Annotated in this window: 16 protein-coding genes; 7 read left to right on the forward strand and 9 right to left on the reverse strand. The window is 50.1% G+C overall.

The genetic code is table 11. The features are described 5' to 3' along the window. Nucleotides 1-432: 432 nt before the first annotated feature. Complete coding sequence (locus ACPV3A_RS29770; protein ID WP_223260591.1) at nt 433-516, forward strand: putative holin-like toxin; 84 nt, start codon at nt 433-435, stop codon at nt 514-516. A gap of 170 nt (nt 517-686) precedes the next feature. Here the strand turns inward: ACPV3A_RS29770 and ACPV3A_RS29775 are convergent, their stop codons facing one another. Continuing rightward, nucleotides 687-1547, reverse strand: coding sequence for a DUF421 domain-containing protein (locus ACPV3A_RS29775; protein ID WP_194544271.1), 861 nt, complete (start codon nt 1545-1547; stop codon nt 687-689). A gap of 161 nt (nt 1548-1708) precedes the next feature. On the opposite strand from ACPV3A_RS29775, the gene ACPV3A_RS29780 reads away from it, so the two are divergent. The 3 genes from ACPV3A_RS29780 to ACPV3A_RS29790 all read left to right on the forward strand — a co-directional run bounded on the left by ACPV3A_RS29780 (nt 1709) and on the right by ACPV3A_RS29790 (nt 3767). After that, a complete protein-coding gene (locus ACPV3A_RS29780) occupies nt 1709-1915 on the forward strand; it encodes a DUF1657 domain-containing protein (protein WP_053491912.1) in 207 nt (68 codons plus the stop codon). Nucleotides 1916-2074: 159 nt separating this feature from the next. Then, nucleotides 2075-3037 (forward strand): sugar kinase, encoded by a 963-nt coding sequence (locus tag ACPV3A_RS29785; RefSeq protein WP_426203250.1) that lies wholly within the window; start codon nt 2075-2077, stop codon nt 3035-3037. A 61-nt stretch (nt 3038-3098) separates the two neighbouring features. Next, nucleotides 3099-3767: a bifunctional 2-keto-4-hydroxyglutarate aldolase/2-keto-3-deoxy-6-phosphogluconate aldolase gene (locus tag ACPV3A_RS29790; protein WP_194544273.1), complete on the forward strand. Its 669-nt coding sequence runs from the start codon at nt 3099-3101 to the stop codon at nt 3765-3767. A gap of 69 nt (nt 3768-3836) precedes the next feature. Here ACPV3A_RS29790 and ACPV3A_RS29795 read toward each other — a convergent pair whose 3' ends face one another. The 5 genes from ACPV3A_RS29795 to ACPV3A_RS29815 all read right to left on the reverse strand — a co-directional run bounded on the left by ACPV3A_RS29795 (nt 3837) and on the right by ACPV3A_RS29815 (nt 9278). Then, nucleotides 3837-4442 (reverse strand): YitT family protein, encoded by a 606-nt coding sequence (locus ACPV3A_RS29795; RefSeq protein WP_216530568.1) that lies wholly within the window; start codon nt 4440-4442, stop codon nt 3837-3839. Between the two features lie 122 nt (nt 4443-4564). Continuing rightward, entirely contained in the window at nt 4565-5416 is an 852-nt protein-coding gene (locus ACPV3A_RS29800; RefSeq protein ID WP_426203253.1) for an MBL fold metallo-hydrolase, read from the reverse strand. A gap of 147 nt (nt 5417-5563) precedes the next feature. After that, nucleotides 5564-7531: a PTS fructose transporter subunit IIABC gene (locus tag ACPV3A_RS29805; RefSeq protein WP_426203254.1), complete on the reverse strand. Its 1968-nt coding sequence runs from the start codon at nt 7529-7531 to the stop codon at nt 5564-5566. 86 nt (nt 7532-7617) lie between these two features. Continuing rightward, the gene (gene pfkB, locus ACPV3A_RS29810; protein WP_220684080.1) at nt 7618-8529 is read right to left on the reverse strand and encodes a 1-phosphofructokinase; all 912 of its coding nucleotides are present in this window, start codon (nt 8527-8529) and stop codon (nt 7618-7620) included. Beyond that, nucleotides 8529-9278 carry a DeoR/GlpR family DNA-binding transcription regulator gene (locus tag ACPV3A_RS29815; RefSeq protein WP_071217888.1) on the reverse strand — a complete coding sequence of 250 codons (750 nt, stop codon included), beginning with the start codon at nt 9276-9278 and terminating at the stop codon, nt 8529-8531. Before ACPV3A_RS29815 ends, pfkB begins: the two co-directional genes overlap by 1 nt. Before the next feature lie 270 nt (nt 9279-9548). Here ACPV3A_RS29815 and ACPV3A_RS29820 point away from each other — a divergent pair, with 270 nt between their 5' ends. Beyond that, nucleotides 9549-10463, forward strand: coding sequence for a J domain-containing protein (locus ACPV3A_RS29820; protein ID WP_426203258.1), 915 nt, complete (start codon nt 9549-9551; stop codon nt 10461-10463). Between the two features lie 84 nt (nt 10464-10547). Here ACPV3A_RS29820 and ACPV3A_RS29825 read toward each other — a convergent pair whose 3' ends face one another. Further along, a complete protein-coding gene (locus tag ACPV3A_RS29825) occupies nt 10548-11438 on the reverse strand; it encodes a hypothetical protein (RefSeq protein ID WP_426203260.1) in 891 nt (296 codons plus the stop codon). A 172-nt stretch (nt 11439-11610) separates the two neighbouring features. Here ACPV3A_RS29825 and ACPV3A_RS29830 point away from each other — a divergent pair, with 172 nt between their 5' ends. Together ACPV3A_RS29830 and ACPV3A_RS29835 are read left to right on the forward strand one after the other, a co-directional pair. Further along, nucleotides 11611-12468 carry a DegV family protein gene (locus ACPV3A_RS29830; protein WP_426203262.1) on the forward strand — a complete coding sequence of 286 codons (858 nt, stop codon included), beginning with the start codon at nt 11611-11613 and terminating at the stop codon, nt 12466-12468. A gap of 242 nt (nt 12469-12710) precedes the next feature. Further along, on the forward strand, nt 12711-13214 hold the full coding sequence (locus ACPV3A_RS29835) for a hypothetical protein (protein WP_009595848.1): 504 nt from the start codon (nt 12711-12713) through the stop codon (nt 13212-13214). A 98-nt stretch (nt 13215-13312) separates the two neighbouring features. Here ACPV3A_RS29835 and glpX read toward each other — a convergent pair whose 3' ends face one another. Continuing rightward, nucleotides 13313-14290 (reverse strand): class II fructose-bisphosphatase, encoded by a 978-nt coding sequence (glpX, locus tag ACPV3A_RS29840; RefSeq protein ID WP_426203265.1) that lies wholly within the window; start codon nt 14288-14290, stop codon nt 13313-13315. Between the two features lie 41 nt (nt 14291-14331). Beyond that, on the reverse strand, nt 14332-15138 hold the full coding sequence (locus tag ACPV3A_RS29845) for a pyruvate, water dikinase regulatory protein (RefSeq protein WP_071217883.1): 807 nt from the start codon (nt 15136-15138) through the stop codon (nt 14332-14334). Nucleotides 15139-15141: the final 3 nt, after the last annotated feature.

Genomic DNA, 15141 nt, shown 5'->3' on the forward strand with positions numbered 1-15141 from the left:
CGGCTTCTTTCTTCGTTTCTTCGCTATATCGATTAAAGGTATATCGATTAAAGGTTTGGCCTTTCTTCGCTGACATAACAAAAATCCCCTCCGGTATCCAGTATTTGAGTTCATTGTAACATGTCCTCTTTTTTCACTGTCTACCATGAGGGGATAATACCAGCATTAGGATACTCTTTTTAATTCAACTGAAAAGTTCTGAGGAAAGTTGCGATGACCTAAAAGCCCGAAAGGTCCTTCATTAAGGATCAAAAGTGCAACAGCCTTACGATATGAGAACTTGGAAAAATAGAAAATTTGAAAATCTCTGTGCATAATGATGAAATTATTACGTAAGCGCTTCCTACAAAAAGGTTCTTTTATTGTAAGCAATTGGCATATTATATAGTACAGTAGACCAGCTGGCAAGGGTGGCAGCAGGAGGTGATAGGCATGGGCGTGAATGAAGCTTTGGCTTTAATGATATCGTTCGCCACTCTGGTCGTCTCGATCCTTGCCTTCCATAATAAGAAATAGACCCGTCCCTTGTACAGATGAATCTATTTCTTACGTCTGGTAGCAAGCAAATATCCACCTTGCAGGTAATGATCTGCTGTGCGGGGAGTCGGCGGCAACCGGCTCCTTTTGTAATACACAAAAATATCCTATTCCGATTTTTACGGAATTATGACTCGGTGGCTCCCGAATTAAGTATTTAGGATTGGCTTTACCTCGGCTATAATCTTCTCGATCTGTTTGGAGCTTTCTTCATACATTTTTTTTGCCTTCTTACTCTTTGTACTGAGGCTGAATAACTCCAGATCCGCCTGACATTTTTTCAAATTGGCATAGAGCAGTTTCCGCTCCTCATTTTGGGGAACCTGAATCTGATCATCATACAAATCGACGGTTAGTTGTCCATAAGTGTCTACCTGTGCGAGAAATACATCCTTGATCTTAGCGCCCTGCTTGTCCAGTTCTTCCACCAGCCATCCATGATTGAAGCCTGCGACGCGCAGCGGTTCATCCATGACTTCACCATCCATGACGACAACCTGTCCGGGCTTTTCCGGCGCTACCTGGACACCAAGATCTTTAGGAGTTAAAGGCAGATTCTCACGCGTCAGCAGAACATTAATTTCCCCGCTGGACTCCATAATGGCAAATTCCACGTCAGCGATCTGAAACACGTCTTTTTTCCGCAGCTGCTGCATTAACTCATCGGAAGACAGTTTTTCTTTCTTTAAATTATCTTCCAATATCTTGCCGTCTTTAATGAGCACGGTCGACTTAAAATCGATAAAGTCCCTGGCCTTCTTGCTCTTGATTGTCAGGAATTCAATAAGTAATGAACAGGCTACCCATACGCCCAGCGCTACTAATCCCAAATACCAGTTCGCATCAAGATCCAGGGAGATGTAGGCGGCCAAGCTGCCGATCGTAATCCCCGTTAAATATTCAAAAAAAGATAGCTGCGTAATTTGCCGCTTGCCCAGCAGTTTCGTCATCAGAAACAACACGACCACAGCACATAAGGTTCTAAGTACAATTTCCAACCACTCGGCCACAATAAAGCCTCCTCATTTCATGTCTTGACTAAATAATCACTCTATAGATTATTGTCAAATATCCCTTTAGAAATCACTCCATTATTTCCCTGAACCGACTCCATGCATGTTCTTGTGCAAAATGCGTACATTATTACGCATGAAAGGAGTGATAAAAACCAATGACCGTAGCTTCCGATGTTAAAACATGTCTCTCATCCTTAAAAAGTGCTCAGGCCAGCCTTGAGCAATTTGCACTGTCCACGCAAGATCAAAATGCCAAGGATTTGTTCACGGCCGCAGCACAACAAACACAGCAAGTCGTGGATCAAGTGGCCCAGCGGGTTCAGCAGCTTGAACAAGAAGAGCCTCAGTATAAAGGTTTCTAAACATTTGTTTTTAGTTTGCTCCATCACATGTAAGCCCATGCCTACCTCCTATCTTCCCCTGATAGGAGGTACTTTATATTGTGTTATTTATTATTGAGTTATCCTCCCCATCAGGGTAAAGTGTTAATAACGGCGACTGAATTCAAGGGGGTAGATTCGATGAAGAATGAAACGCGTCCTATCGATGTCATCACGTTCGGTGAATCGATGGGATTATTATATCCGGAAGGTACACGGGGCATAGGACAAGGAGGAAGCATGGCACAATCCTTCGGCGGTGCCGAAAGCAATCTCGCCATCGGACTTTCCCGGCTTGGCTGCAGCAGCGGATGGTTCGGTCAACTCGGTAACGATCCGATCGGAACCGGTATTTTGAAAACGCTTCGAGGAGAAGGTGTCGACATTTCCGCCGCCAGACAAACGGATGCTGCACCGACCGGCCTTATGCTGCGCCAGAACGTTCGCGGTCAATCCTCCGTCTATTACTACCGCAAAGGCTCCGCCGCCAGCCACATGATGCCGGACCATGTAGACTCCGAATACATAGCCAATGCCCGCATCCTTCATTTTACAGGCATCACCGCAGCTCTAAGCAGCAGCTGCCTGGAGACGATACGGCATGTCATTTCCATATGCAAAGCGCGTGGCGTCCTGATCAGCTTTGACCCTAACCTCAGGCTCAAGCTATGGAATATCGAGGAAGCTCGCCCTGTATTGCTGGAGCTTGCGGAAGCCTGTGATTATTTTCTTCCGGGCTATGATGAATGCAAGCTGCTGTTCGAAACAGAGGACGAGCAGGTGATACTGGATCGTCTGCGACAGCTTCCCGGAATGTCCGTTATCAAAAGTTTCAATGGGAGCAATGTCATTGTCCACAAGAGCCACACCTACTCCCTTCCCTTTGAACAGGTGGACCAAGTGGTGGACACCGTGGGAGCAGGCGACGGATTCTGTGCCGGTTTCCTTGCCGGTATCGCCAAGGGCTGGACACCCGAAGAGGCTCTCTCGCTGGGCGGCTTAACCGGTTCGCTGGTGATCCAAGCGCCCGGTGATTGGGAAGCACTTCCGACCTGGGAAGAGGTACAACAGCGGCGCGGAAATGCTGCTCATATCGAGCGTTAACTCCTGTTCTTTAAACGAGCCATCTTTCTAATCCATTTATAGACGAGAAGGAGTGTGTAACATGAAAAAGCTAAGACTGATCGAACAAATTCATCATGCGGGTGTCGTCGCTGTCCTTCGCGGAGATTCCCCCGAAGAGGTTGTCGAGATTGCCAAACGTGCGATTGAAGGCGGTATCAAGGTTATCGAAGTAACCATGACCGTACCGTTCGCTACCGAAGCCATTACGACGCTGGCCAAAATGTACTCCTCTAAAGACCCGCAAGCGGATAACTATGCCATCATTGGCGCAGGCACGGTTCTCGATGCTGAAACAGCTCGAATCACCATTCTTGCCGGTGCTGAGTTTGTAGTCTCACCGGGCTTCGACCGCGATACCATTATGCTCAGCAATCGTTACCGCATCCCGGTTATGCCGGGCGCCGTAACCGTTCATGATATCGTTGCCGCTCTTGAGCTTGGCGTCGATGTCATCAAGCTCTTCCCGGGCAATCTGTACTCTCCATCCGTCATTCCATCTCTGAAGGGTCCGCTCCCGCAGGCTAACATCATGCCAACCGGAGGCGTAAATCTGGACAATCTGCATGAATGGATCAAGGCCGGCGCGTTTGCGGTCGGGATCGGATCGGATCTGACCAAGGACGCATTGAAGAGCGGTGACTTCAATCTGATTACAGAAAAGGCACGGGCTTATATCAACGCCTTTAAGGAAGCTCAATCGCAAAGATAAAAAATGCAAATATCGTGATTTTCATAAACAGACAAGCCTATCAAGAGTCAACTTGATAGGCTTGTCTGTTTATTTAGTCCGTCTCTTTTTGAACCAACGCTTCTGAGTGAACATTCCTGTCGTAAAGCCGCCCGCTACGATCGTCAGAACAGAATACATGAAGGTGCTTCCCGACAGCAGGATACCTCCGAAACCAATGATCACGGCATCCATCAGCAAAATAATGACGCCTACATTTAACGGCAAATATTTAGCCAGAAAATGCGCCAACAGATCCGTTCCGCCCGTGCTTGCATTGTTTCTTAGCATAAACCCAAGTCCGGCTCCGATCAAAGCCCCGCCCAGGGGCGCGCTCAGGATGACATTCGGGGCAAAAAATCGCAAAAAATCCGGTTGCAGCGGTGAAAGCAAATCGATGATAAATGAAGATATCAGCATGCCTGACAGACTATTGTAAAAAATTTCGCGATTTAATATCCAGGCTGCGATAAACATGGGAATGCTGCACAAAATGATGACGAATCCGATATGTAGATCAAACACATAGTTAGCTATCAGAGCGATGCCGATAACTCCACCATCCAAAACTTTATGCGGGACAAGAAAAAAATTGGTCCCCATCGCGATCAGAAAACTGCCGATCACGATAATGACATGTTTTCGAAATGACACCATTTCCCCATCTCCATTTATAAGGGCATGTCTCATTTATATGCTTGTCATTTCGAAAAATTGCGGACTTGCTGTCCCGCATTTGAAAAAAATTCCACCGAGCTCGATTCGGATACCTTTCGCTATTAATCTTTTACATAAATCAAACGCTCGGTCCGTGCCATCACCTTGGTCTTCATATAGGGATAGTTCTCATAACAATAATCCACAAAATACCCCGGCTTCTCTCCATTCCAAGGGAAAATATCATAGTGCATGGGAATGGTCAGATCGAATCCCGATGCTGCGGCAAGCTCTGCTGCCTCCCGAAAGCCCATATTTCCAACGATTCCGTCTTTCCGGCGGAAGGCATCTCCCCCGTTGATCGGCACCATCCCGATATCAATCGCATACGCTTGTAACCTTTCAACCAAACCAGGGTAAACGACGGTATCTCCCGCATGGTAGATCAACACGCCCTGGATATCCACCAAATATCCGACATATCGGTGCCCGAACTGTTCATGCTCATCCAAAGTTTCATGGGCAGCCGGAATCGCCATCAGTCGGAAGCCCTCAAACTGCTGCCATTCATCGCACATCGCCGCGTACAAACGCTCCGGCGCGACACCGGCCTCTCTCATCGCTTCATGGCAGCAAGCCGGTGCGACAAAAACTGTCTCCGGATTCTGTTTGGCTATGACCGCAATCGTACCCAGATCCATATGATCGTCATGCTCATGGGTGATCAGCACCACGTTCGCATTCGTGATATGCTCCGGGGTCAGCGGTGCAGGAAATGCGCGCTTGAATCCCGCTTTGCGTTCCAGATCATCGGACATATAAGGATCGATATAGATGACAACCTCCCCGCCCTTAAGGACAACGCTCTCCTGTCCCAGAAACCATACCGCCGCCATTCCTTCGGCTGTGGACGTCCGGTTGATTTCTTCGATAAGCTCCTCGGGACCTCGACCCTTGCTGTTCTGTTCCATCATCTCTATTCTCTCTCCTTCCATTTTCGATCATGACTAGATTATAACATGCGGTCAACTGCAGAAATGATCCAACCGACTATGAAAAAAACGAGTCCGAAGTAAGCAGAAATGCCCACTCCAAACTCGTATTGTCTCATCTGTATGAATCTATTTACGCTCAAGAGGCTTCTTCCACAGACCAAGCAGCAGGCCTGATATCACCGCGCCAATCAGGACGGCCAGCAAGAACAGAAGTGCATGGTTGGCCAGAGCCGCAACAAATATCCCCCCGTGAGGAGCAGGGACGTTGATGCTCCACAGCTGCGTCAACCCGCCGGCAACCGCCGAGCCGAGGATACAAGATGTCAGCACGCGCAGCGGATCGGCAGCGGCGAACGGGATCGCGCCCTCCGTAATGAAGGAAAGTCCCATCACGTAGTTGGTCACGCCGGACTTTCGTTCCTGCTCCGTAAACTTATGCTTGAAAAACGTCGTCGCCAGCGCAATAGCAAGCGGAGGAACCATACCGCCGGCCATAACCGCGGCCATCATGGCTCCGTTCGTATTGCCGCTGGATGTAAAGACGCCGATCGCAAATGCATATGCCGCTTTATTGAAGGGTCCACCCATGTCAATCGACATCATTCCGCCCAGAATAAGACCGAGAATCACCGCGTTTCCAGTACCCAGATTGTTCAGAATATCAATCAGGCCGAGATTGATCCAGCTGAAGAACGGATCAAACAGATAGAACATGATCGTTCCGGTGACAAGGAGGCCGACAACCGGGTACAACAGGATCGGCTTTAAGCCGTCAAGCGCTTTGGGCAGACCAGCAAAGACTTTGCGCAGCAGGATCACCACATAACCCGCCAAGAAACCTGCCGCTAGCCCTCCAAGAAATCCTGAATTAGAATTCAGGGCCATTAGCCCTCCGACCATACCGGGCATCAATGCCGGACGATCACCTATGCTGAGCGCAATGAATCCTGCCAGAACCGGTATGAGGAAGTGGAAGGCGCCGTCTCCCCCGCCAATCGTCTGCAGCAGCTGGAAGAGGGGATGATTGTCACCTGCAAGCTGCTCGATCAGGAAGGAGATAGCCAGAAGAATACCGCCTCCCACGACGAATGGCAGCATATGCGAAATACCATTCATCAGGTCCTTATACACTTTCGTGCCTATGCTGCCCTTCTCCGCGTCCTTCGCCTGCGACTCACCGCCGCCTTCGCTCCGGTAGATGGGGGCATCGCCGCTCATCGCTTTGCGAATCAGCTCCTCCGATTTACGGATACCGTCGCTGACCGGTCGCTGGAGCACAGGCTTCCCGTTAAAGCGAGCCATTTCCACGTTTTTGTCGGCGGTAATGATGACGCCTGCCGCCCTGCGGATTTCCTCTTCCGTCAACACGTTCTGCGCACCCTCCGAGCCATTGGTCTCCACCCGGATCTCGACGCCCATTTCCTGAGCTTTCTTCTTCAGGGCATCTTCAGCCATAAACGTATGGGCAATACCGGTCGGACACGCCGTTACGGCAACAACAAAAGCATCCGAGGTTCCGTCAGCAACCTTCTTGGGGTCAGATTCGGAAGTGACATCGGATTCCGGAGCCTTCTCCGATTCCTTTTTTGCCGCTTCCCTTCTCTTGGCCGCTTCCTTCTCCGCCTTGGCAGCTTCTTCCACTGCCTGTTTCGAATCAAATAACGCCGTTACTTCCCCGGGCGTCTTCGTATTCATCAATTGTGCGATAAATTCGGTATCGATCAACAGCCGCGATAGTGCGGCAAGCGTACGGAGATGGGTATTTCCGGCTCCTTCCGGAGCTGCGATCATAAAAAACACATACGCCGCCTCTCCGTCCAGCGCTTCGAAATCCACGCCCTGACTGCTCTTGGCAAACACGACGGTCGGTTCATTAACCGCTTCCGTCTTCGCGTGCGGCATCGCGATGCCGCCTCCGATTCCCGTACTGGATTCGGCTTCACGCTTCAGAATCATCTCTTTGAACAAGACCGGATCGTTGATCCGCCCGCTTGCAGCCAGGCTTGCGATCAGTTCATCAATGGCTGCCTCCTTCGTGACCGCCTTCAGGTCCATGATCATCGTTTCTTGTATCATTAAATCCGTAATTTTCATGCTGGTTCACACTCCCTTGATATCCTCGTGATGACTGCCACGCCATAGCCGGCCGCATCATAACCGCGTAATCGATGTAAAGCGGCTTACCACTCCGTGATCCTAACCTGCGGAAGAAGTCGATCAATCGTTTCCCGCACAGCCAAATCGTCCGAGAACGCCGTCGCGCTACCCGAGGCGACCCCTGTCCGGAATGCCTCGATCGGATCCTTGCCCATCGCTAGCGTACCGACGAATCCGGCAATCATCGAATCACCGGCCCCGACGGAATTACGGACTGTACCTGACGGTACGCTCGCGTGATATACCCGATCGGCCGTGATGAACAGCGCCCCTTCGCCGGCCATGGAGATAAGAACATGCTGCGCTCCTTCCTCGAGCAGCTTTCGGCCGTACTCTACAAGCTTCTCGCTTGAATCGATAACAACGCCGAATAATTCGGCCAGTTCGTGATGATTCGGCTTTACGAGGAGCGGCTTCCAGGCCAATGCCTTCATCAGCGCCTCTCCAGTGGTGTCCATCACGAATTCGGCACCGCACTTCCGGCACGTTTCGATAAGAAGGCCATAAAAATCAGGTCCCAGCGAAGGCGGGACGCTGCCGGACAGCACAACGATGTCCCCTGCTTGAAGCTGTGACAACTTATGAAGCAGTTCTTTCGTTTCTTCCTCGCGGATGATAGGACCCAGGCCGTTAATCTCGGTCTCGTCGCCATGCTTAAGTTTGACGTTGATGCGGGTATCGTCCGCGATATTCACGAAATCGGTGCGGATTCCTTCCTTGCCCAGCATCTCGTCTATATAACGACCGGTGAATCCGCCCAGGAAACCAATGGCCGTATTATCAGCTCCAAGCTGGTTCAACACCCGCGATACATTAATTCCTTTGCCTCCCGGAAATTTCAAGTCCCGGGTCATTCTGTTCAAACCGCCGAGCTCGATATGTTCAACTTCCACGATGAAATCGATGGAAGGATTCAGTGTTACCGTATATATCATCATGATCCCTCAATTATTTTGGTTTTCTGTGAAATAGCCTTCTTCCAGGATTCCGATAAGGACTCCGTAATCAGCGTCGCTTCGTTCAGATCCAGTAATTTGGCAAAGGAAACCTCTCCTATTTTGCTTGAATCCGCAAGGACATAACTGGAGGCGGACAGCTGGTGGGCTCGCCGCTTGATCAAGGCTTCTTCCGGATCGGGCGTGGTGTAGCCCATCTCTACATCCACACCGTTCGTGCCGAGAAAGCAGCGGTCAAAGCGGAAGTTGTCCATATTTTGAAGCGCTATGCTTCCGATGACGGCTTTGGTATGAATTTTCATCATGCCGCCCAGTAGATAACTTTTGATTCGTTTGCTTACCAGCGCTTCGATATGGGATAAACCGTTCGTTACCACCGTAACGTCCTTCGCGTCGATGAACGGTATCATCGCCAGCGTGGTCGTTCCCGCATCGAGGTAGATGCTTTCTCCATCCTCCACCTGGGCTGCCGCTAACCGGGCAACGGTATTTTTCTGTTGAATGTTTTTGAACGTTTTTTCCTCAATTCCAGGTTCCTGTATCTTTGGGCTCGGCAACGCGGCTCCGCCATGAATGCGCTTTAATAATTGACGTTCTTCAAGGTCGATCAAATCACGCCGTACCGTTGATTCCGAAGCTTCAAGGAGTTCAACCAATTCCTGCAGCTTCACGACGCCACGTTCTTGCAAGCGCTCTAATATGATTCGGTATCTTTCTTCCGTCAGCATAATGTGAATCCCCCCTCAAAGCATATAGTAACATAAACATACCAAAAAACAATCTAAAACTTTCAAAAACATTCACAATCATTCAGGGAGACAATGAATCATTTACCATATCCCATGATATCCATTTTCGCGTTTCTTCCTTATTCCTGACAGTTTACCCATTATCAAGACAACTAGTGTCGAAACATCACATAAACGTTTGTAACCTGCCGCCTCTACACTATATACTGGTAAATAGGAAACTCTCACAGTATAGAAGAGGTGACATGAATGGACCAATTGAAAGAAGCCTATGAGCGAATGGGTCTGCCGGAGGATGCAACCAAGGAACAGCTAGACGACCGGTACACGCTGCTCATGCGCCAAACCCGCTCACATCAAAGGCGGGAGCCGGACCGGGCGGAGGAGATCGAAGACGAGTTTGCCGACATCACCAAAGCCTATAAATTCATCCTTGAAGAAGAGAACCGTAAAGCTTTGGAAGAGATGGATCAGAAACGGTACGGCAAATACAAAAGGTTTGCCGGGACAGCGGAGAAAACCGATCATTTCTTCCGTTATTATAAATTTCATGTGCTCGGCGGTATTGCTCTAGTCGGCGTCCTCATTTATATCGTGATCAGTATTTTCAACCATCAGGCCGAAAAAGAACGGTTGGCCAATCTGCCCCCGGTTGATCTGGAAGTCATGTTCCTCGGATCTTATATGAATCAGGATGGTGGACAGGACCTCAAACCAATCGAGGATGCGATTCTGGCGCAATTCCCCGATTGGAAACGCGTAACCGTTAACATTAACTATGTACCGCCTCTGGATTCCAACAATCCGCAGGATGCAGCCATGCTGCAAAAGGCACTGCTTGTACTGTCCACCGAGCGCCCGGACCTGTACATTATGGATCAGACCGCCTTTGATTGGGTTGGCAATCAAGGGATGGTGCGCCCCCTCGAAGCCGAGGTTGAAGGCGAGCTGAAGGAACTGCTCACGCCGGAGATGCTGGTAAAGGGGAAAAATGAGGAAGACGGTTCGGAGCATGTGTATGCCGTGGATATTATGGGCAGCCCGCTCGGCGAACAACTGCCTGTCCTTAAGAAAGAAATGTTTGCGGGCATTCGTGAAGGCACGGAACGTGACGCAAATGCACTGCGCTTTATTAAGCAATATTTGGAGACCTCCAAGCAATAATGAATGCATCCATCCGATATGAATAACAAAACAGCCTCGCTGCTCAGCCTTATGGCCAAACAGCAGAGGCTGTTTTTGCGAGTATTATTGATTCATAATCGAGCTCAAGGATGTAAAAGCATGCGTAGCAAATCCTTCGGAAGGTTCGCGGTGAGGGTTATTGACGCGGAAGATATATCCCTGTCCGTCAATCTCATCCACAATGTACATCTTGGTCAGGCTCTCACCTTCGCCTATCATATACAAGGATGCACCCTCCATGACCTTATGCTTCTCATTGTCGCCAGCTTCACGAACCTTACCGGCATCGGCAAGCTCCTTCTTCGCTTCCAGCCTGAGTTCATCCTCGTTATAATCCGAAGGCAGCTTCGTAATCTCAACATAATAATCTTGATCCACATTCATGGTCAGCTTATTGGTCTTTGCATCAAAGGAAAAGATATCAAAAATATACAGCGCGTAGCCGTCGCCCTCTGCCAGTTTAGCTGTTTTGGTCTCTTTCATGCCCTCCAGCTCAAGCTCAAACTCTTTGGTTGCAGGCAGCTGCGCGGTCTCCGAACCCTTGCCCCCGCCTTCCTCTTCCACCGTCAGCTTGGTGAGAATCAGCTGTTTCAATTCTTCTTCACCCTCAATGGGCTGCTCCCAATACTCATACGAGACGGATTCATCTCCCTGTAGTTTGGATATGACTTGCTCCATACCTTCGTCCAGCCGGAACGCGGTAGGACCGTCTGCTGTTTCAATTTCAATGGAATTGTTATCGATTTGACCTACATAGGTACCGGTACCCTGCTTGATCTCGATCTTCGGCTCTTCGACGGGTTCAGCCGGTTCCTTGACATCATCCGCTATGGGATTCGGATTAGCCGGCGGCTGAGAAGTTGGGTTTTCACCTCCACATGCCGTTATTGCCATCAGCAGCATTGCAGCGGTCGTTAATGCGATCATTTTGCTCAAATGCTTATGCTTAGCCATAAAACCACCTCCATTAGAATTAACGGGAAACTTATGGAATATGTTGCACAATTACAGCCTTTTTTGGAGTATGCTCAGCTCTCGACCCAAAACGACAAGAGCATTCCCTTTTCTCATCAAACAAGGTATTCTAGTAGTACAAGATTCAATTAGTTGATAAAGGGAGATGTTCATGTCTGGTAAAATTAGAATTTTTGCTGACAGTACTTGCGACTTACCACCTTCATGGATAGAAGAATATAATATCGGCATCGTTCCGCTCTACGTCGTATTCGGAGAACAATCTTTGCGCGACGGAGTCGACATCACGCCGGAACAGCTATACGCCAAAGTTGACCAGATCGGCAGCCTGCCCAAAACAGCGGCACCTTCTCCGTCCGACTTTATTTCGGCCTTCACGCCATCCATTGAGCAAGGCGAGGATATCCTGTTCCTAAGCATTTCATCAGAGCTTTCTTCCACCTACCAAAATGCGTTGATCGCCGCAGGTGAGCTGCCCGAGGGCCGGGTTACCGTGTTTGATTCACGCAATCTTTCCTCCGGTATCGGCCTGCTTGTTATGAAGGCTGTTCATGCAGCCAATGAAGGTTCATCCATACCGCAAATTGTGGAGTTATTAAGCCGCACCGTAAATGAAGTGGAGTGCGAATTCGTTGTCGATACGCTGGATTACTTGTATAAAGGCGGACGCTGTTCGGGCATGCAAAACATCATCGGCAGCCTGCTGAAAATCCGTCCGGTTATCAAAGTCGTGGACGGCGGTATGATCCCCGCTTACAAGGTACGCGGCAAAAAAGAGAAGGCACTGGATCAGATGATCCAGAATGCGCTGGCTCAAGTGAATAAGATGGACAATGATCTGATCGTTGTTGTACATACCATGGCCGAGGAGGAAGCCCGCTTCCTGCAAAAGCAACTGCAGGAGAAAACAGGCGCACGGCAGGTTAGCATTTCTACGGCGGGCTGCGTCATATGCAGCCACTGCGGTCCTCAAACCGTTGGACTCATGTATACCAAGAAGCCTTCATAATATCCTTCAATGGGAAAAGACAGCCCTGCTATGAAACCCTTTTGCTGCAGGACTGTTTTTTCTTTATTCAGGCTTGCCTAACAGCCGCTTAGCACCTTATTAAACGGCCTGCCTATTGGCTAAACATGCCATCCTAGACTAAAGTCTAGGTGAAACATTCCCCGCAGGACCGAGGACATCCCCATTCATTGCATGGTATTCTTGGATTAATCAATCTACAAAAGGAAAGGAACGAAGTTTGTATGACGAAACGTACAATCTTGGCACCGCTGCTCATCCTGCTCGGCGCATACTTGCTCTTAAACCAAGGCGGAACAGTTGGCGCCGGTTCCATCTTCGCCACATTCTGGCCTACGTTGTTCGTGATCCCGTTAGGTCTGTTTTTTCACTGGATGTACTTCTCGTTGGTTGGACGACAGGGTATCGGACTGTTGATACCGGGCGGCATTCTGCTCACAGCCGGTATTGTCAGCCAAATCGCTTCCTTGTTTGACTCGTGGGGTTCCATGTGGCCCGGCTTTATCCTGGCCGTTGCGGCAGGGCTGTTCGAGTTCTACTGGTTCGGATCGCGTAACAAGTGGCTGCTCATCCCGATTAACATTCTGACCGTATTGTCGCTGCTGTTCTTCGTGGTATTCTCAATCGGACCGGTACTGAATTATCTGTCCGTCGTGCAGCCTGTCATCGCTGTGCTGCTTGTGCTTGGCGGAGCTTGGCTGATGCTCGGACGGAAGAGACACGGTTAAGCATCCGGCAGCGCCAATCCGTTAACAACGCATAAAGGCACTCCGAAGGTTAGCTAACCTTTGGAGTGCCTTTATATTATGGATACCCTGCTTATGCATTAAGAAGATGCAGCGGCAGCTAAAGTCTCACTGCTTTGAAACAGATGATGAACGCTCCGGATATACCGGACGGTTCTAGTGCCGGAATACATCATGACGGAATGCGTTTCGGCCCGCTCACCCGGCATAAACTTCACGCCGCGCAGGAAATCGCCAGCCGTCACGCCCGTAGCCACGAATAATACGCCTTCGCCGCCTACCATATCCTCCATCGTCAGCAGCTGCTCGGGATGCTTCAACCCCATGTCCTGGCATCTGATGAAATCCTCCGGTGTCTCCGGTATGAGCCGTCCCTGGATTTCCCCGCCCAGGCATTTCAAAGCAGCGGCAGCGAGAACGCCTTCCGGAGCTCCTCCTGAGCCCACATAGAGATCGACCTCGCTGTCCGTGCAGGTCTCGATTGCTCCCATGACATCCCCATGGCTCAGCAGCTTGATTCTTACCCCGGACTCTCGCAAAGCCTTGATCATCGCGCTGTGTCGTTCGCGATCGAGAATGGATACCGTCATCTCCGACAGCGGCTTGGATAAGATCTCCGATGCTTTTCGAAGGGTGACCTCAATCGGATCATTCAAACTCAGCTTGCCCGCAAGCTCGGGTCCAACCGCGAGCTTATGCATATAGATATCGGGCGCATGTAGAAGGGTGCCTCGGGGAGCTGCGGCGATTACGGATAACGCGTTGTTCAGCCCGCTGGCCACCGTTTCCGTTCCTTCGAGCGGATCTACCGCCACGTCCATCTTCGGACCTTTGCGGTTCCCTACGCGCTCTCCAATATACAGCATGGGCGCTTCATCCATCTCGCCTTCCCCTATAACAACGACACCATCCATCGCTGCGGAATCAAAATGCTTGCGCATGGCAACCGTCGCGGCTTCATCAGCACTGTTCTTGTCCCCTCTTCCTGTCCACCGGGCGGATTGCAGCGCCGCTTCCTCCGTCACTCTTACAAGCTCCAATGCTAATGAACTCTCCATGAATGAATCCCTCCTTCAGCTTTTTTCCTTACCGATGCACCTTATTTCAGATAATTCATAATCAGTCCTGCGGATTCCTCAATCGCCTTATCGGTAACATCAATGACGGGGCATCCAAGCTCCGCATACAGCGACAGGGCATAATCCAGTTCCTCTTGTATCCGCTCAAGGGCTGCATACTGCACCTGATGCGGCAGTCCCATGACCTTTAAGCGCTCGCTGCGGATTTTGAGAAGATGCTCCGGCTCGATCGTAAGCCCGATGATCGTCCCGTTCGTGACTTCTCTGAGCTGCGACGGCGGCGACATCTCCGGCACGATCGGGAAATTGACCGTTTTGTAGCCTTTATGAGCGAGAAACATCGATAGCGGCGTCTTGGAGATTCGAGATACGCCCAGCAATATGATGTCCGCCTTCAAAATAGCGCTAACGTCCTTGCCATCGTCATATTGGACAGCGAATTCCATCGCGTCGACCCTCCGGAAATAGCTGTCGTCCAGGCGATGCAGCAGCCCCGGCAGCCGTTTGGGATAGTCGTTGAACGTATCGGCAAAGGCCTGCATCATCGGCCCCATAATATCCACCGTACGAATGTTGAGCCGCACGGCTTCCTCCCGTATGACCTCGCGAAGCTCCGGCTGCACAAGCGTGTAGGCTACAAAGCCTCCGCGCCGCGCCACCTCTTCCATCAATTCGGTCAATTCATCCTCGTCGCGAACGTTCATATAACGTTTAATCTCTGTATTCGGAAGCTCGAATTGGCGCAGGGTAGCTTGCACAACTGCTTCAGCCGTCTCCCCGATGGAGTCCGAACAGATTGCTATGAAATGAGTTAATGCCTGATTCATCCG

It is taken from the genome of Paenibacillus sp. Dod16 (genome assembly GCF_049893405.1).
Classification (GTDB): Bacteria; Bacillota; Bacilli; order Paenibacillales; family Paenibacillaceae; genus Paenibacillus_AQ.